The sequence below is a fragment of the Arthrobacter sp. UNCCL28 genome, from assembly GCF_900102805.1.
GTDB classification, from domain to species: Bacteria; Actinomycetota; Actinomycetes; order Actinomycetales; family Micrococcaceae; genus Arthrobacter; species Arthrobacter nicotinovorans_A.
The window spans coordinates 873,689-891,376 of the sequence record NZ_FMWE01000001.1 but is presented as its reverse complement, the minus strand read 5'-3'; the positions used below and the strand labels follow the sequence as shown (position 1 = coordinate 891,376).

17 protein-coding genes are annotated in these 17,688 nt (G+C 63.6%); 3 read left to right on the top strand and 14 right to left on the bottom strand.

The window, feature by feature from the left end; all coding sequences use genetic code 11:
• Nucleotides 1-19: 19 nt before the first annotated feature.
• Entirely contained in the window at nucleotides 20-1,495 is a 1,476-nt protein-coding gene (locus BLQ01_RS04010) for an APC family permease (RefSeq protein WP_091550200.1), read from the bottom strand.
• Between the two features lie 236 nt (nucleotides 1,496-1,731).
• Here BLQ01_RS04010 and BLQ01_RS04005 point away from each other — a divergent pair, with 236 nt between their 5' ends.
• Nucleotides 1,732-2,709, top strand: coding sequence for an AraC-like ligand-binding domain-containing protein (locus BLQ01_RS04005; protein ID WP_026540180.1), 978 nt, complete (start codon nucleotides 1,732-1,734; stop codon nucleotides 2,707-2,709).
• 6 nt (nucleotides 2,710-2,715) lie between these two features.
• Here the strand turns inward: BLQ01_RS04005 and BLQ01_RS04000 are convergent, their stop codons facing one another.
• The 6 genes from BLQ01_RS04000 to BLQ01_RS03975 form a co-directional block, all read right to left on the bottom strand.
• Entirely contained in the window at nucleotides 2,716-4,077 is a 1,362-nt protein-coding gene (locus BLQ01_RS04000; RefSeq protein ID WP_091550199.1) for an MFS transporter, read from the bottom strand.
• 86 nt (nucleotides 4,078-4,163) lie between these two features.
• Nucleotides 4,164-7,193, bottom strand: coding sequence for an AAA family ATPase (locus BLQ01_RS03995; protein ID WP_091550197.1), 3,030 nt, complete (start codon nucleotides 7,191-7,193; stop codon nucleotides 4,164-4,166).
• Nucleotides 7,190-8,362, bottom strand: a complete 1,173-nt coding sequence (locus BLQ01_RS03990) for an exonuclease SbcCD subunit D (RefSeq protein ID WP_091550195.1) — start codon at nucleotides 8,360-8,362, stop codon at nucleotides 7,190-7,192. Before BLQ01_RS03990 ends, BLQ01_RS03995 begins: the two co-directional genes overlap by 4 nt.
• 71 nt (nucleotides 8,363-8,433) lie before the next feature.
• Entirely contained in the window at nucleotides 8,434-9,381 is a 948-nt protein-coding gene (locus BLQ01_RS03985) for an aquaporin (protein WP_091550372.1), read from the bottom strand.
• Between the two features lie 184 nt (nucleotides 9,382-9,565).
• Nucleotides 9,566-9,916, bottom strand: a complete 351-nt coding sequence (locus BLQ01_RS03980) for a DUF202 domain-containing protein (RefSeq protein ID WP_091550194.1) — start codon at nucleotides 9,914-9,916, stop codon at nucleotides 9,566-9,568.
• 13 nt (nucleotides 9,917-9,929) lie between these two features.
• Nucleotides 9,930-10,286 carry a YidH family protein gene (locus BLQ01_RS03975; RefSeq protein ID WP_026540174.1) on the bottom strand — a complete coding sequence of 119 codons (357 nt, stop codon included), beginning with the start codon at nucleotides 10,284-10,286 and terminating at the stop codon, nucleotides 9,930-9,932.
• A gap of 83 nt (nucleotides 10,287-10,369) precedes the next feature.
• Between BLQ01_RS03975 and BLQ01_RS03970 the strand changes: the two genes are divergently transcribed.
• Nucleotides 10,370-11,440, top strand: coding sequence for an ADP-ribosylglycohydrolase family protein (locus tag BLQ01_RS03970; RefSeq protein WP_091550192.1), 1,071 nt, complete (start codon nucleotides 10,370-10,372; stop codon nucleotides 11,438-11,440).
• 6 nt (nucleotides 11,441-11,446) lie between these two features.
• Here the strand turns inward: BLQ01_RS03970 and BLQ01_RS03965 are convergent, their stop codons facing one another.
• From BLQ01_RS03965 to BLQ01_RS03945, 5 genes are all read right to left on the bottom strand, one after another.
• Nucleotides 11,447-12,007 carry a DUF4395 domain-containing protein gene (locus BLQ01_RS03965; RefSeq protein ID WP_091550190.1) on the bottom strand — a complete coding sequence of 187 codons (561 nt, stop codon included), beginning with the start codon at nucleotides 12,005-12,007 and terminating at the stop codon, nucleotides 11,447-11,449.
• 93 nt (nucleotides 12,008-12,100) lie between these two features.
• On the bottom strand, nucleotides 12,101-13,111 hold the full coding sequence (locus BLQ01_RS03960) for a 3'-5' exonuclease (RefSeq protein WP_091550188.1): 1,011 nt from the start codon (nucleotides 13,109-13,111) through the stop codon (nucleotides 12,101-12,103).
• A gap of 97 nt (nucleotides 13,112-13,208) precedes the next feature.
• Nucleotides 13,209-13,895 (bottom strand): hypothetical protein, encoded by a 687-nt coding sequence (locus BLQ01_RS03955; protein WP_091550187.1) that lies wholly within the window; start codon nucleotides 13,893-13,895, stop codon nucleotides 13,209-13,211.
• Nucleotides 13,892-14,824: an ABC transporter ATP-binding protein gene (locus tag BLQ01_RS03950; protein WP_026540169.1), complete on the bottom strand. Its 933-nt coding sequence runs from the start codon at nucleotides 14,822-14,824 to the stop codon at nucleotides 13,892-13,894. Before BLQ01_RS03950 ends, BLQ01_RS03955 begins: the two co-directional genes overlap by 4 nt.
• Complete coding sequence (locus BLQ01_RS03945; RefSeq protein WP_223943312.1) at nucleotides 14,821-15,222, bottom strand: GntR family transcriptional regulator; 402 nt, start codon at nucleotides 15,220-15,222, stop codon at nucleotides 14,821-14,823. Before BLQ01_RS03945 ends, BLQ01_RS03950 begins: the two co-directional genes overlap by 4 nt.
• Before the next feature lie 131 nt (nucleotides 15,223-15,353).
• On the opposite strand from BLQ01_RS03945, the gene BLQ01_RS03940 reads away from it, so the two are divergent.
• Nucleotides 15,354-16,112: a VTT domain-containing protein gene (locus BLQ01_RS03940; RefSeq protein WP_175493349.1), complete on the top strand. Its 759-nt coding sequence runs from the start codon at nucleotides 15,354-15,356 to the stop codon at nucleotides 16,110-16,112.
• A gap of 100 nt (nucleotides 16,113-16,212) precedes the next feature.
• Here BLQ01_RS03940 and rdgB read toward each other — a convergent pair whose 3' ends face one another.
• A complete protein-coding gene (rdgB, locus tag BLQ01_RS03935; RefSeq protein WP_026546106.1) occupies nucleotides 16,213-16,875 on the bottom strand; it encodes an RdgB/HAM1 family non-canonical purine NTP pyrophosphatase in 663 nt (220 codons plus the stop codon).
• Nucleotides 16,872-17,630 carry a ribonuclease PH gene (rph, locus tag BLQ01_RS03930; RefSeq protein WP_011775233.1) on the bottom strand — a complete coding sequence of 253 codons (759 nt, stop codon included), beginning with the start codon at nucleotides 17,628-17,630 and terminating at the stop codon, nucleotides 16,872-16,874. Before rph ends, rdgB begins: the two co-directional genes overlap by 4 nt.
• Nucleotides 17,631-17,688: the final 58 nt, after the last annotated feature.

Below are 17,688 nucleotides of genomic sequence, written 5' to 3'. Positions count from 1 at the left end.
TCTGGATCAAGGACAGTTCTCAGTCTTCGGAACCATGGCCGATCCGGGCGTACAGTGCAGGCTGCGAGCGCCGGAGACGCAGGCCCCAGATGAGTCCAACAACTCCGGGCAGCAGCACCAGCATCGGCAGGACAAACGAGGCGGCCGTTGACTCGGTTTGCCCCAGCAGGACGTTGAAGTTGGCCATGATGAGCACAAAGACGATCGCCAGGAGCACGAACCCCAGGCCGGGAGCGATCACCCTGACCCACAGGCTTGCCCCGTGCTGCTGGCGGCGGAAGAATCCGATCACTGCCACAGAGACCACGGCCATCAACAGCACAAGCCCCATGGCACCACTGTTGGTGAGCCAGGTAAACATGGTCAGGACGGGATACAGCTCGCCCATTTCCGAGCCGGAGCCGGCAATGGCAAAGGCAATGGTTACGACGACGGCAATGACCGTCTGTGCCAGCGAACCGGCAAAGGGTGCCCCGCTGGCGGCCCGCACCTTGGCCAGCGCCGACGGCAGGACACGCTCTCGTCCGAGGGAGAAGAAGTAGCGGGCTACGGCGTTGTGGAAGCTGACGAGTGCGGCGAAGAGGCTGGTGACAAAGAGGATCTGGGCAATGTCGCTGAGCAGGACGCCGCCACGGGTGCCCAGGAAGGCGAAGATCATGTCAGGCCCATTGGTGGTGGCCGCCTCAATCACAGCGGAGGGGCCGGCGCCTACGGTCATGGCCCAAGCGGAGATTGCGTAGAAGACAGCGATGATGCCAACGGCCGAGAAGGTTGCCCGGGCCACGGTGCGTTTGGGGTCCTTGGCCTCTTCACCGTAGATGGCCGCGGATTCGAAACCCATGAAGGCGGCAATACCGAAGGAGAGGACTGCTCCAACCCCGGGAACGAACAGGCTTTCGGGGCTGAAGGTTGCTGCGCTGATGCCTTCGGGCGCTACTGCGAGGCTGATGACGTCGTAGGCAATGACCACCAGGAACTCCAGGGCGACCAGGACGCCCAGCACCTTGGCGGACAGATCCACCCTGTTCACTCCCAGCCATCCGACGATTGCGATGCACACCAGCACAGGAATCCACCACGGCACGCTGATACCAAGCCTCGCGGACAACAGCGATGAGACGGTGAAGCCGAACAAGCCGTAGATGCCCACTTGCATGAGGTTGTAGGCCATGAGGGCAATCAGTGATGCCCCCACACCGGCCGGCCTGGAAATGCCTTGGGCAATGTAGGCGTAGAACGCCCCGGCGTTGGTGACGTAGCGGCTCATTGCGGCGTAACCGACAGCGAACAAAGCCAGGATTGCGCCCAGGATCAGGAAGGACAGTGGGACACCGGTGACCCCGGTAACGGCGAAGGTGGTGGTTACTCCACCCGCAAGCACGGTCAGCGGTGCCGAGGCCGCGATAATCATGAAGGTTACTGCCGGTACGCCCAGACGCCTCCTGGTGCCTACGGCTCCAGCGGCCTTGCCTTTGACGGGGTTGTCCACGCTCATAGTGTGCTCCTGCCTCGGTGCCACGGGAGATTGCGCGGCACGATGTCTGTCATTCCGCAATCTTCCACCGCATGGTCCCTGCGTGACTTGTCTCACACGGCAGGGTGTTTGTCGGAGCACGCAAGCACGGACGCACGGGGCGCCCGGTGTAGAATCGTGGGCAAGCTCACGTCCGCACAACCGGGCATTCCCGGCATCAGTGGCAGCGGCGCCGCGGGCCACTAAGAAGGAGTTTGATGACCGTCGCGGCTGATACGGGCCCCGCAACCGTGGAAACCATCGTGGCGGAGTCGTTCCAGGAGTGGAGCAAGGCGATCTCCACCTCCTTTGTGCCCCTGCTGGCAACGGGTCCGGTCAGTTCCTCGTTCCAGGCAGCGTCCTTCCACGGAACAATGCGGGCACGCGTGCTGGGACAAATCTCCGTGGTGGAAATTACCGCCGGTCCCCACACTGTCCAGCGCACACCGGAGCTGATTGCCAAGTCAGCAGGACGCTTCTTCAAACTCAGCATCCAGTTGGCGGGATCGGGCCGCCTGGTTCAGGACGAACGCGAGGCCGTGCTGCTCCCCGGCGATCTCTCCATCTACGACACCTCCCGCCCGTATCAACTAACGTTCGACGACGACTTCCGCACTTTGGTGCTCATGTTCCCGCACGTCCTGCTGGACTTGCCCGCTGAAGCGATGGGACATGTGACGGCCTTGCGCATTCCGGGCGATGAGGGCCTGGGCGAACTCATCAGCCCCTTCCTGGTCAAGCTGGCCGATAACCTCGAAGCCCTCTCCGGCACCAACGGGCTCCGGTTGGTCCACAACGCCCTGGACCTGGTCACCACGCTTTTCAACGGTGAACTCGATCAACTGATCGAGACAGGGAGGGATCCGCACCTGCTGCTGTTGGGCCGAATCCATGACTACATCGAGGCCAACCTCGGTGACCCCGAGCTCTCCCCCGGGACCATTGCCGCTGCCCATTACATTTCCACGCGGCATCTGCACGACCTCTTCCAGGAAATCGGGACCACTGTAGCGTCCTCCATCCGGCAACGGCGACTGGAACGTTGCCGGCGGGACCTCAGGGATCCGGTGCTGGCGGATCGAGCTGTCACGGCAATCGCGGCGCGGTGGGGGTTCACCGATGCCGCCCATTTCAGCCGCATCTTCCGCGCAGCTTTCGGGAATTCCCCCACCGGATACCGCAGCGAACCGCGGTAGCTGGAGTTACGCCTGAGGCCTGCTTTTCATCACCAAGGATGTCAGGACGCCAAGCACCAGAAGGCCCGCCGCGGCTGCCATCGAAACCACGAAGGCCGCACCGGGCCCCTGTGTCTGGGCCAATTGCCCCGCCAGGTAGGCACCCAACGCGGTACCTGCAACGATTCCACTTGCCAGGGCCGTCATGACTGTGGCCATGCGACCCGCCGGCGCCACCACTCCGCCGATGCTGAACACGGTGACCATCACTGGGCCCACGGGAATACCCAGGATCAGCAGGACAAAGACCATTGGCCAGATACCGGCGGGCAACAGGAGCAGGAACGACAATGCTGACATCGCAAGGGCAGCCGCGACCCAACGGGAGGCCAAGCTGAACCGTTGCGGCCAAAAGGCTACGGACAGAGCCGCCACAGCGGAACTCAGACCCATCACGGCATACAAAAGACCTGCGATCTCGGCCGTTGCGTACTGCGCTGAATAGGCGCTCAGCGCGTTTTGGGTCGCCCCGAAAAAGGTACCCATGCACACCATGGCAAGGACCGGAACGGCCACTACTGCTCCAGCCCAACGGTTGCGCCGCTGCGGACCCGTTTGCGCAGCCCCATCACCGGAAGGCACGACGCCGGGCGCCGGCTTGCGGGGTGCGGGAACCACTGCATGCTGGCTGGGGTGGACGGCGAAAGCCGGCACCAATGTGATGGTCATGACCGCTGCCAGGGCCAGTGGCAGCCACGGCGCCACCATGCTGGCCAGGACACCCACCAACGCAGGTCCGAGGACGAACGTCACTTCGTCAGCGGTGCCCTCATAGGACAACGCGGTATCCAGATCGGCACGGTTTGATGCCACGCTCTTGCTTCCACTGGTGGCCGAGGGGGAAAGGTTGCGGGTGGTCAGTGCCATCCAGCGGACCCTTGCCATCGGACCAACCTGCGGGCAGCTCGCACCGGCCATGAAAGCCGCCACCAGGACGACTGCGGCATCACCTGCCGAACCGTAGGCCGGGGTGAGGTACGCCGCGGCAAGCAATCCGGCAACAGCCAATGCGTTGATGACCGCGGCCACGAGAAGCACTATCCGCTGACCTGCGCGATCAGCCAGGGAACCAAGGACCGGCGCGCCAAGGGCAGAACCGATGCCAACAGCCCCGGCAGCCATGCCGCCAATGGCGTAGGACTGGCTGACGGCGGTGACCAGTGTCAGGGTTCCGACGGTGAGCATGGCCAGGGGAAGCCGGGCGAAGAGGCCCAAGGGCAGGAAACCAGGTCCTGCCAACTCGGGAAGCCGCGCGAAACGGCCAGGCAGGCGTGATGGGCGTGAGGTCGCAGAAGGGAGGGGCTGGGAGGCCACTGAAGATTTTTCCATTAATCCGGGTTCGCTAAAGGATGCGCATCGTCCCTCCTCCCGATGCGCGCGACCCGGTGTAACGGGTTAAGTCTATCGGATATGTCCTAGGCCGGCACCGCTTCAGCGATGCGCACCGTGGATCCGTGCCGGCCTTTGACTACTTGCACCTGGCTGGTGATGCGTTGCTTCATCTCGGCCACGTGGCTTACCAGGCCAACAACCCTGCCTCCATCACGCAGTCCTTCCAAAGCATCCATCACTTGCTCCAGTGCTTGCTCGTCGAGGCTGCCGAAGCCTTCATCGACGAACAGCGTCTCAATATCCACGCCACCGGCCTCCTGCTGGACAACATCGGCAAGGCCGAGGGCAAGGGACAGCGAGGCCATGAAAGACTCCCCGCCGGAAAGGGTTGAGGTGTCGCGGCGCTGGCCGGTCCACTCATCCACCACTTCCAGACCCAGTCCCGACTTCGCACCCCGTGCTGCCTTGGCGTCAGTGTGCTGCAACGTGTATCGGCCATCGCTCATGGCGACAAGCCGCTCCGAGGCGGCGATGGCCACTTGTTCCAGGCGCGCGGCCAGAACATACGTGTTCAGGCTCATCCGGTAACTGTTGTCACCGGCTCCCCGCACCGTGTCTGCCAACTCTGCGAGCAGCCGGGCCTTGTTCCGCGGCTCCTTGCCCGACTGGGCGAGCACCCCGTACTCAGCCCTGAGCCGGACAACAGCTTGGACCGACTTTCCAGCCAACCCTGCTGCAACGGCGGCCTCACGTGCTTTGTCGGCAGCCTCGGCAGCCAACTGTTCCAGGCCGTCAAGTTCCGCCTCTGGCAGGGGAAGCTCGCCAATGCCCGCTTCCTTCGCGGCCAGGACCAGGTCCTCACCGGCAAACAGCTCGTCGAGCCGGGAAGACTCAGCGTCGAAATCGGTGAGGTCCTTTTCAAGGCCAACAACATCGGCCGGCGGCAGGAGTTCACGACGTGCTTCCTCCGCAGACCCGAATCCGGATTCCGGCAACGCCCGGTCAAGGGAGGCAAAGGCATCCGCCTGCGATTGTGCTGCGCTTTCGATGTCCCGATCAGCATCAGCGGCCTGCTGCAGCAGAGTGCGTTCAGCCGACAGGGCCTCCAACCTTTCGCGCAGGCTCTTGAAGCCACCCCTCAAGCCGGAGAGTTCGGTTTCCAGTTCAGTGAGTTGTTCCTCGAACAACCCCACCTCGGAAGCTGCCTGGGCAGCGGCCGAGAGGGAGCCGGCGCGTTCTTCCTCCACCAGTGCGATGCGCCGGTCAAGGGACTTGTGACGGCTCCGCAGCACCTCCAAGGAAGCTTCTGCCTTTCGGGCCTCCGAGAGGGCCTTCCTGGCATCCTCACGCTTCGTCCCGGCGTCGGCGGCGTCCGCAGAGCCTCCTTGTGCTTTCAGGCCGGCGAGAACCTGGGCTGCCGCGGAGACCTGCTCTGCAAGCTTGGCCTCGGCTTTCTCGCAGGTATCGAAACGCTCCTTCAGCTCTTCCTCTTCCTGGGCGAGCGAGAGGGCCGAACGTACTGCGGCAGCTGGGTTAGGGTGGTCCGTGCTGCCGCATACGGCACATGGCGAACCGTCTTCCAAGGCTGCTGCCAGCTCTCCCGCCGCATTGGCAAGGCGCAACTCCCTCAGATCGAGCCACTGCTGGCGGGCATTCTGGGATACGGTCCGGGCACGGAGATGTTTCCCGGTGATGTCCTCCAAATCTTCGGCAGCAGTGGCGTGGCGGGCCACAATCTCCACCAGTTCGGTGGCCGCCGCAGCTTCCCCTTCCAGCTCTGCCAGCTTCCCTGCTACAGGTTCGAGGACCGTAATCTGCGACTCCACATCAGCCGCTTCGTCGCGAAGCTGGTCCAATGCGGAGCGTGCCGCTTCAGCTGCAGCAGCATGTTCGGCCGACGCTGCGCGTTTGGCTGAAAGCCGTGTTGCGATACCTTCCAGGCGCTGCTCATCGGGAAGACGTGCCTCCAGCACGGCGCAACTTGCCTTGACGCTCTCCAGGGATGTGGCAGGGTTCTGGGGGTTAATATCGGCTGCGTCCAATTTTGCGCGAATACCGGCCGCTAGCCCAGCGACAGCCTCGACTTTGCGGGCTGCCGAATCCACGGCATCCAATTGGCCGCTAAGAACAGCGGCACGCCGATGCCGGCCGAGCCTTTCCCTGTTCTCCTGCGCGCGGGGAGCGGCCAACTCCAAAAGGACCCGCCGCTGCATCGCAGCGGCGAGACGCCCGTGGCGTGCAGCCTTGTCCTGTGCTTCCACGGCTTTGGCTGCGAGTCGCGTGGCCAAAAACCCGGCGTCTGCGGCATGGTCCTGACGGCGCTGCCACTCGGCCGTGGCTTCGTCCTCCACCCCGGCCAGCCATTCCTCGGGATCTTGCCCTGCGACGATGGTGGCAGAGGCACCTTCGGAATCCCCCGTCCCGGCCTGGGTTGTCCCCAGTTGTTGCCGTTCGGCGGCAACCCTGTCCAACAGCATGGTCAGTTCCGCTGTGTTCTCCTGGACGGCCCCGGCAGCGAGAACGGCCTGCCGTGCCAGATGGCGCTCAACAGCTTCAAAGCGCTGGGTGCCGAACAGTTTTTGGAGCAGTTCCAATCGGTCCCCTGCCTTGGACCGGAGGAAGGCGGCAAAATCACCCTGTGGCAGCATGACTACCCTGGTGAATTGCTCCCGGTCCATTCCCAGGACGTCGGAAAGCTCGGCCCCTACTTCATCATTCCTGGAGGATTTCTCTTCCCAGGTGCCCTTCACCCTTTCACGGAGCAGCGTCTTGGCCTGTTGCGTGGTGAAGCCGTTGCGCCCACGGGCGCTGGGCCGATCCCACGCGGGCGAGCGCGTTACTTCGAAACGCCTTCCACGAGCGGAGAACTCACACACCACGCGTGGTTCCGCGCCCGGGGCCGCGTGGTCGCTGCGGAGCCTTTTTCCTTCCTGCCGTGCACCCGGGACGGAGCCGTAGAGGGCAAAACAGATGGCATCCAGGATGCTGGTTTTCCCGGCACCGGTAGCGCCGTTCAGCAGGAAGAGGCCCTGGGCACTGAGTTGGTCGAAGTCGATGTGCTGGGGCGTGGCAAAGGGACCGAAGGCTTCGATGTCCAAACGATGGATTCTCACAGCTCCGCTTCCTCCAATCGCACAGCTTCAAGGGCTTCCTTCAGGGCGGTTTCCTCGGCCTCGCCTGAACCGCGTCCCCGGACATGTTCCAGGAAGCCGCAGCAGACGTCGAGGTCGTCTTCGGCCTCGGCGAGCCGGCTGCTGTAGCTGGTCTTGGCCACGGCTTCGACGCCTTCGGGGTCGAAGGCCAGAACCAAGGTGTCGGGGAAACGGGTTCGCACCCTCTCCATTGCCTGGGCGGGGCGTTGTGCATCCGTCAACGTGATCTGGCAGTAAGCAGCTTCCGCCCATGCGTGCTCCCCTGATGCCAACAGGCCATCCAGCGTGCCGCGCAGGATGGCCAACGGTTTGGGAGCTTCCCACAAAACCTCGTCGACCTTCACTTCACCGTCGGCGTCGATGTCCACCAGCCAGGCGCCCTTGCGGTGCTTGGCCTCGGAGAAAGAGTAGGCCAGCGGCGAACCTGAGTATCGGACGTTCGGCGCAAGTTCCTGGCGGCCATGAAGGTGCCCCAGTGCGGTGTAGGCGAAGCCCTCAAAAAGATCCAATGGAACAGCCCCCAGTCCGCCGATGCTGAGGTCCCTCTCGCTGTCCGAGGTGATGCCTCCGCTGGCGAAAGTGTGGGCGAGGACTACAGGGTGGACCGGTCCGTTTTCCCGGCGGCGCTCCACATCACGCCGAATGCGTTCCACAGCCTCCAAGGTGACATCGAAGTGGTTGGCAGTTTCGACGCCCATCCGTTCAGCCACCAGCCGGGGCTCCAGATAGGGAATCCCGTAAATGGCCACGTCCCCGCTGCCAGGGTCCGGCCCCAATGGCATGACCACCGGCACGTCCAGGTCCTCAACCCGGGTCCGGAGATGCACTCCCCCACGCTCCAACAGCCGGGAAGCGAAGCCCAACCGGATGGCGGAGTCGTGGTTGCCGCTGGTCAAAACCACGGCGGCACCTGCATGGGAGATCCGGACCAAGGCATCATCGAGGAGTTTCACCACGTCAAGGCCCGGCAAAGCGCGGTCATAGACATCACCTGCGATCAGGACGACGTCAACGGATTTGGCCTGGACAACCGATACCAATTGGTCCACGAAGTCGCGCTGGGCTTCAAGCATGCCAACGCCGTGAAATGACCGGCCGAGGTGCCAATCCGAAGTGTGAAGTAACCGCATAATCCCAAGTTAACCGGGGGCACCGACAATAAAGCGGAGGCGGGCCGTCCGGCGTCGATCCTGTCCGGCAGTCAGCCCTTTTTACCGTCGAAGAAATCACGGGCATCATCTGCGGCGGCAGCAGGGGCAGGTGCCCGGCTGACCGTGCTCTTGCCCGGCGAAGCGTCGTGGACCTTGGCATCAGCGGTTTCGGCCGCCTCTACCGTGACATCCTGGTCGGTATCGAATTCATCGTGGACTCCGTCAGCAGCGCCCGCCTGCTCATCCGTGGTCCCGGCACCGTTGGCTGCGGTAAGGCCCTGGAAACCACGGAAGACGAGACCGGCCAGCGCCGCGCCCATCAGCGGTGCCACCCAGAAGAGCCACAGGCCCTCAATGGCCCAAGGTGAACTGAAGAAAGCCTGGGCCGTTGCCCGTGCGGGGTTGAAAGGAAGGTTGCCCAGGACCTGCCCCAGCTGGAGCAGCACCACCATGGCAAGGCCTACGGCGAAGGGAGCCACTGCGGGAACAGCCCGGCGGCCGGCGGTCGCTCCGAGGAAAACCGCAACAAGCAGGGCAGAACCAAGGATTTCAACCATCAGGACCCCCGCCATCTGCGTTTGGGCCGGCGCGTGCTCCCCGAAGCCGGGAGCCACCACGTCGAAGGCAGCGCGGGCGTTCGTCAGCACGGGGACGGTGGTCACCACGAAGTACACGAGGGCAGCACCAGCGATGCTTCCAACGATCTGGGCCGCCAGGTAGGCCACTGCAGCGATGGCCCGGATCCGGCCCGCTACCAGGTTGCCGAGGGTGATGGCCGGATTGAAGTGGCCACCGGACACATGCCCGAAGGCCAGCATGGCGACTGTCACTGTCAGGCCTGCCGCCAGGGCAACCGGGACAGGTGCCCCGCCCGGGTTGGAGAAAATCCCGACACCCACCGCCACGACCACAATGAACATCGATCCCAACGCCTCAGCCGACAAGCGGGCAAAAAGCCCCGGTTGGGGTTCGGAAGTGGCCTGAACAGGAGAGGTCATGTCGAATGTGTCCTTAAGGTTGGTCAGGGAGGCGGCCCGGCCGGCCCCGAAGCGTGCTGCGCGCACTTGTCCAGTGGTGCTTGCTGCCCGGCGCATCCTTGGCGCAGGTACGCCGTTTGGAAGTCCAAAGCTCTGAGCATTGTGCCAGCCGAGTCTGGGCGGTTGCTGAATCCTGCCTTCGAGCTTAGCCGCCCAAAGCTATGGCGGCGATCGCCGTTCCACCAAGGCACACTACGGCCACGGTGCTGACCAGGACCAACTGAGGGGAAGCAGCGGCGTTCCCGGCCTGGAGCTGGCGTGATCGAACCCACACCACGGAGGCGAGGACGACGGTGGCAAGAGCTGACATGAGCGCACAGAGGCCTTGGTAGTCAAGCCCCGGGAGCCCGGGGGCAAGTGTGCCCCTGGACGGCTCCGACGTCAACCAACTCCGCCAAATGAAAAGGTCCACCACCACCAGGGAGATCAGGGTCCGGCGCCATGCCAGCGTGGTCCGCTCCGGTTGAAGGCCGGGATCGCGGACGTCGGCACTCACGGGATGTCCTTTATCACCGGGCCACCAGGATCAGTACCGCGAAGGCGAAGGCTGCCAGGGCCACCACGATGGTCATGAACAACATGACACGGGAGAAGGGAAGCGCTTGGTCGTTGCGCATTGCCGCTTCCATGTGCCCCCACCGGCGGTAGGACAAGGCGGCCAAACCTGCGCCGACCAGTGCCAAAAGGACGCAAAGGACCAGCCGAACCGGAGCCGGCGCGATGTTGGGAGCCAGCTGGTCAACTGCTACGGCGCCGGCAAGCAGGGCCAGGGAGGTACGGATCCAGGCGAGGAAGGTGCGCTCGTTGGCAAGCGAGAACCGGTAATCAGGTGTCTTGCCGGATCGTCGCCAAGCAGGTTCACGCACGCAGGTTCCTCCAAGGTTTCATCGGTGCCGGGCAGCTTCCCCACCATATCAGCGGGCGTTCGCGGGCACGGTAAGTTACTGGCATGAGTGTTGAACCTTCCTCCCGTGTAGCGCCGTCCTTCGAATCCCGTGTCCATGGCTCACTTTTGGGTGGCGCGCTGGGTGATTCCCTTGGCTATGCTGTGGAGTTTGATTCCATCGCAGCGATCCGTGCGAAGTACGGCCCTGCCGGCCTGACTGGCTTTGGACAGCTCGACGGCGGCAGCCACTTCTCGGACGATACCCAGATGACGCTGTACACCGTTGACGGCCTGGTGGAAGCCCTGGAGTGGGCCAACGATGGCGTGGCTGCGGACGAGATTGCCTGCCTGTGGTTGGCTTACCTGCGGTGGCTCAACACCCAGGACGTCGCTGTTGCCTCGTCCGCACCCGCACCCCAACCCCGGTGGATCGATGCCCAGGAAGTGCTCCGGCACCGCAGGGCACCCGGGAATGCCTGCCTGAGCGGCCTGGCTACCGGGGAGATGGGCACGGTGGCCCGTCCGGTGAATCCCGATTCCAAGGGATGCGGCACGGTGATGCGTTCAGCACCCTTTGGACTGGTCCCCCACATCCCGCGGGAGGCTGTCTATAAGCTGAGCTCCGACGCTGCTTCATTGACACACGGCCATCCTTCAGCGCGGCTTAGCGCAGCGGCCTTCAGCTTGCTGATCCACAACATCGTGGCCGGCAGCGACGTCCGTGATGCCGCAACCACAGCCCTCAGCTACGTAAACGATGTTCCCACCAAAGCGCCGGAACTTGGCGAGCGGCTGGAGAACGCCCTGCAGTTGTCGCAGCAATCCCCCGTCCTGAAACCCGAAGAGCTCACCGCAGCGCTCGGTGAGGGCTGGGTCGCCGAGGAGGCACTCGCCGTCGGACTGTACTCCGTACTGGCCACGAGTGGCGCTTCACCAGCGGAGCACTTCGGCAATGCTGTGGCCGTTGCCATCAACCACAGCGGTGACAGCGACTCCACCGGATCCATCGCCGGCAACATCCTGGGGGCCTTCTACGGCGAAGAATGCCTCCCTGCCGACTGGCTCGCCGCCCTGGAAGCCCCCGAGGTCATCCGTGGCATGGGAGAGAGGCTTCTGGCCGTCACTACCGGATGACGGGAGCTATGAGCTGCGGAGCGCCACGTTGTTGCAGGCCTCGCAAACAGCCTCGGGAATGATGCCGCGGCGCTGCAGGAAGCCGAAAATTGCGCAGCCCAGGCAAAAGCCGGCGAACGCCTCCAGCGAGGCCGCCACGATCAAAACAGCCAGCAGGACCCAGGCAGCGAGCTGGTGGCCGGTGAAGAACAGCACGACGGCGGCACTGGTCAAGGCGGCGCCAATGCCTTGGGCAAAGCGCTTGGGCGGGCCGGCAACGAGCTTCACGTGCCCGATCCTGGGTGCGAGCACTTTAACCGAAAGCAGCGCGAGCGGGGAAACACGGGGACCAAACAGCACGCGGAGCCAAAAACCTGTGGCAAGTACCGCCAGGCCCCATCCCCAGCCGGTCACCAGTGTTGCCCCGGACAGAACCACCACGAGCCCGGCGGTGATGCGGGCAGCGTAGTCGTTCACGGGATTGGGGAACGCGAAAACGGCACGCCAATCAGTCCTGCGGTATGAATCTGCCCCTGCAGCATCATCGTGCCCACGCAGCTGCGCCGGGCGAAAGGGAAGCTTGGTCATCCACCAAGGCTAGGAGCGCAGTTCATCGGGCGGGAAGCATTGTTGCGCAGTGTGAACACGGCCGTGTCCGTTCCCGCCCTCCGCGGTCAGGGCTTAGCCCCCGCCCACCATCTGCAGGAATTCGCCTTCGGAGACAACCTCGATTTGTTGGCCCTTGGCATGGAGCTCCAGCACCCGCTTGGCTTTGCCCGTGAGTCGACCGGCGCGCAGGTCCCCGGCCACAAAACCGTCGCCGACGATCAGCACGGTGGTCCTTGCCGTCACCCTGCTCTCGGGCCGGGCTCCCATGTCCGCGGCACGCACTTTGGCTTCAGGCCGGGTGATGGCAAGATCCCCGGTGAAAACCACAGTCTGTCCGTACAAGGGGTGCCCCGGCTCCGCACTGGGATTCGGTAAGGGATTGGGGCCTTCCTCGGGCCAGGCCGACCATCCACTGGGACCTCCGGCAGCGCGGTCCGGCGCAGCTTCACCAGCGCTTCCCATCCTGGCTGCGAGCGCAGAACGGGTGGCTTTGGAAAGACCTTGGGAGGGATCGAACGCCGGCTGCCGGGGAAGGTTAAGGCCCAGGGAGAGATACAGTTCGGCGATGCTGTTCGCGTTGTTCCGCCGGGCGATGTCCACCAGGATTCCAGCGCAGGCCCGGGCATCCTCCGCCGCATCGTGGTGGTTGACCAGGGGCACCCCGGCTTCTTCCGCGGCGTATGGCAGGGAGTTGGACACCAGGGAGTAGCAGCGCCGGGAAAGCATGACAGTGCAGACATAGTCATAGGCGGGGCCGGCGAGCCCTGATACTTCGAGGCCGGAACGGATGACTCCGAGGTCGAAGGCTGCGTTGTGGGCTGCGAGGACGTCACTGCCGATGAACGCACCGATTTCGGGAAAGAGTTCACCGAACCGTGGACGGCCGGCAACGTCTTCGGCCCTGATCCCGTGGATGCGGGTGTTGTGGAACTCAAAGTGGTCGTGGTTCTCCGGGGGGCGCATCAACCAGGACGCTTCTTCCACCACGACTCCGCCGCGGACTTTGCTCAGGCCCACCGAACACGGCGACCCCCGGAAGCCGTTGGCTGTTTCAAAGTCGATCGCCGTAAAGTCCAATGCCACTGGACAAGGTTACAGCCGGCAAAGGCCGCCCCTGCCAATTTCCGCGGCGGGGCGGCCTCTCCAGGCCAGTATTGTGGCGAACGCTACACGTTGACCCCTATGGGGTGGCTTTGCGAAGGGTTGTGTAGGAGCCGGCAGCCAGGACCACACACAGCAGCGCTGCCCAGCCGCTGATGCTCAGGGGGCTCTGCTGGGCAAACCAGGCCCCAATCGCTCCCCACCATTGAAGCAAGGTGGACAAGGCGGCCACACCAATCAGGAGCAGCCCGGTACCCAGGGTCGAGATCAACGTCCCGGTGGTCCCCCAGCGCTTGAAGACCGTGGCGAACCAAAACCCGATGATGAACATGAACATCATCACCACGAAGAAAAACGCGGCAGTGGAATACCACGGACCGTCCGTCACCCACGGGATGTTGAAGAAGTAGCCGTAGACACCCCAGCCATTGGTGGCTTTTTCAATGACGCCGCCGAGCATATAGAGCACCGTCATGCCCACCGCAATGAGCGAGAACAAGCCCAGGGTTCCCAGGTAGAAAGCCTTGCGGCTGATGCTCAGTCCTTGGGAAAACGGGAACACCAGGGTCATGCTTTGGATTCCCAGGACCAGGAAGTACCACAGGGGCGCCTGGCTGCCGCCGCCGTTTTTCCCTTCGGTGACGGGTATGAGCGCAAAGATGGCCAGCGACATGAGGAAGGAAGCCGCCAGGATGGTCAACGGCCACCCGATGTACGTCCACTTGTTGATCAGCTGCATCCGGGCAACTGCCATGGTCCTGCTCATCGTCGTGCCTCCATCGTGTCATCGGCGAAGTCGCCACTCGGCGTCCCTGCAGAGTCGGCGCCGGCCATGGTCTTTCGCACCACCAACTGCTGCAAGGAAACCGGCGACAGTTCAAGGCCCAACTCCCGGGCCTCGGTGCGTTCGCGGTGATCCAACACCTCGTCCACGGTCACTGACGCCAGGGACCCGAGCGTTTCGCGGTGCAGGACCTTCCTGCCGCTGAGGAACGAATCCACCGTTTCGGCAGAACCGGATACCGTGACCGCCGAACCCCGGATCTCCTCGGCATCGGCGTCCATGATGATCCGGCCCCGGTCGATCACCACTACGTGCTCCAGGAGGTTTGCTACCTCATCGATCAGGTGGGAGGAGAGGATGATGGTTCGCGGGTGCCGGGCGTAGTCCTCAACCAGGCGGTCATAGAACAATTGCCGGGCAACGGCGTCGAGCCCCAGGTACGGCTCATCGAAGAAGGTCAGTTCTGCGCGGGAGGCGAGGCCGATGATGACCCCGACGGCGGATAACTGCCCCCGTGAGAGCTTCTTGATGCGGCGTGTGAGGGGAAGCTGGAAGTCTTCAGCCAGCCGGTCCGCGAAACCCTGGTCCCAGTCCTTGTAGAACAGGGCGGCCGAGCGGAAAGCGTGGCGGGGCTGGAAATCGTCCGGATACTTCTGCGATTCCCGGATGAAGCAGATCCTGGATAACACGGCGTCATTTTCATAGGCGCTGGCGCCAAAGACGAGTGCTTCCCCGGAGGTGGCAAAGGCCTGGGCGGTGAGGATGGACATCAGCGTGGTCTTCCCGGCGCCGTTTCTCCCCAGCAGGCCGTAGATACGGTTCGCGGAGAGGCTGAGGTTGACGTTGTCCAGTGCGTTGAGGTCTTTGTAGTGCTTGATCAGGTGACGGGCCTCGACGATGGTCTCGTTCACAGGGCCGCGCTCCTTTCCTTGTCTGTCCCGGTTTCCGGTACAAGCCCGGAGGTGCGTTCAATCATGGTGTTCAGCTGCTCGGCCGTAATGCCCAGCTTCCGGGCTTCCAAAGCCAGCGGCTTGACGTATTGCTCGACAAATTCTTCGGTGCGGCGCGCTATCAACTGGGCGCGGGCCCCTGTTGCTACGAACATCCCTATCCCCCTGCGCTTGTACAGAATTCCTGAATCCACCAGCAGGTTGACGCCTTTGGCGGCGGTCGCCGGGTTGATCCGATGGAAGGCAGCAAACTCGTTGGTGGAGGGCACCTGCGACTCTTCGGCCATGGTTCCGTCCACGATTCCGTTCTCGATGAGCTCTGCGATCTGAAGGAAGATCGGCTTGCTGTCATCGATCATGAGCACCACCGCCTCTTTGGTTCGTTACTCATGTAACTAACCATACAAGCAGTGAAGCAGGAGTCAAGGCTCGCGCCGGGAAAATCACGACGACGGCCGTCAAGTAGGCTTGTTGGGTGATCTTTTCTGCGATAAACGACCTTGCCGTATCCACCATCGGGGGTGCGGGACCGGTTCAACCCTCCATGGCTTCGTTCCTGCCGGACTGGCTGAACCCTGACGTCTTCCTCCGCGATTCACCGCTGGGACCCTGGGTGATCCTCCTGGTCTGCGCCATCGTTTTCGCAGAAACAGGCCTCCTGGTGGGTTTCTTCCTGCCGGGTGATTCGATGCTGTTCACGGCAGGGCTGCTGGTCTCCACCGGTGCCATCGAATTCAATCTCTTCGCCATGTGCGGCCTGATCATCGTCGCTGCCATCATCGGCAACCAGACTGGCTACCTCATAGGGTCAAAGGCCGGCCCGGCCATCTTCAACAAGCCTGATTCACGGCTTTTCAAGAGGGAAAACGTCGAAAGCGCCCACGCGTTCTTTGAAAAGCACGGTGGCAAGGCCTTGATCCTTGCCCGCTTCGTTCCCATCATCCGGACCTTCGTGCCGGTCATCGTGGGCGTTGCGCAGATGGATAAGCGCAAGTTCTTCCTCTTCAACGTCATCGGCGCTGTCCTTTGGGGCGGCGGAGTGACCCTGCTCGGTGCATGGCTTGGCCAGTTCGAGTGGGTCGGAAACAACATCGACATCATTTTCATTGTGATCGTCCTGATCTCGGTCATCCCGATCTTCATTGAGATTGGACGTGGATTCGTAGCCAAGCGCCGTGCGGCTGCCGGAGGCGGGGACCCCGTGGAGGAGTTCATCGAGGAACACGAGGGCGGCAAGCAGGAGCACTGAGGCTTCACAGCCGCTCCGAGGCACAGGCCGCGCCTGGAGCCCGGAACAGCAAAAAAAGGCACCCCGCATCGGCGGGGTGCCTTTTTTGCTGACGCAGAGCTTACTGCGAACCGGGGCCGGACAAAGCCGAGACGATCGCGGGAAGCAGTGCCCGGAACGCCTGGCCGCGATGGCTGATGGCGTTTTTCTCCTCCGGGCTCAGTTCTGCACAGCTGCGGTCCATGCCGGCCGGCTGCAGCACGGGGTCGTAGCCGAAGCCACCCTCACCCCGGGGTTCACGCAGGAGCGTCCCTTCGAGCTGGCCGTATTCGACGGTTTCATGGGCGATGCCATCGGAACCCGGCACAGCCAAAGCGGCAGCACAAACAAACGCAGCTCCACGGAAGTCGTCCGGAACATCAGAGAGCTGGGCCAGCAACAAGTTCAGGTTGGCGGTGTCGTTCCCGTGGGTTCCGGACCAACGCGCCGAGAAGATGCCCGGAGCTCCGCCCAGAACATCGACGGCCAAGCCGGAATCATCGGCAATCGCGACCAGACCCGTAGCCTCCGCCACGGCGCGGGCCTTCAGGAGCGAGTTCTCGGCAAAGGTGACGCCGGTTTCCGCAACGTCCGGGGCACCGGCCGCAGCGGCGTCCACCACCTGGGTATCGACGTCGAGTCCTGGTACCTGGTCCCGCAGCAACTCCCTGAGTTCCCTCAGCTTGCCCTTGTTGTGGGTAGCCAGGACAAGGCGCGGAGCCGCGGTTGCTGCCGTGCCGCTCACGGGGCCTCGGCCAGGGTTTCGCGCTGGATGGCTGACAACTGCGTGGTGCCCAGCAGGGCCAGGTCCAGCAGTGCGTTCAATTCGTCGCGGTCGAAGGGAGCACCTTCAGCGGTGCCCTGGACCTCGACGAACTTTCCGGATCCGGTGACCACAACGTTCATGTCGGTCTCGGCCCGGACGTCCTCCACATAGGGCAGGTCCAGCATGGGCACGCCGTCGATGATTCCCACGGAGACCGCTGCGATGGTGTCCACCAGCGGCTCGGCGTTGCGCGCGATCAGCTTGTTCTCCCGGGCGAAGCGGATGGCTTCAGCCAGCGCGACATAAGCACCCGTGATGGCAGCGGTGCGGGTGCCGCCGTCGGCCTGCAGGACGTCGCAGTCCAGCACGATCGTGTTCTCACCCAACGCCTTGGTGTCGATGATCGAGCGCAGTGAGCGCCCGATCAGGCGTGAGATTTCGTGGGTACGGCCGCCGATCTTGCCCTTCACGGACTCGCGGTCCGATCGGGTGTTCGTAGCCCGGGGCAGCATGGCGTACTCCGCGGTGACCCAGCCGCGGCCTTCGCCCTTAAGCCAGCGCGGCACGCCCTCGGTCAGGGAAGCTGTGCACAGGACCCGGGTGTTGCCGAACTCGATCAGCGCCGAACCTTCGGCCTGCTTGGACCAGCCGCGCGTGATGCTGATGGGGCGCAGTTGGTCTGGGGTCCGGCCATCGGCACGGATGACGGGGGTGGCTGTAGCTTCAGAAGTCATGCTCCAAGCTTAGCCAAGCCCGGACACCCCCGGCGCCCGCACTGGCCGGCGCCTTCCA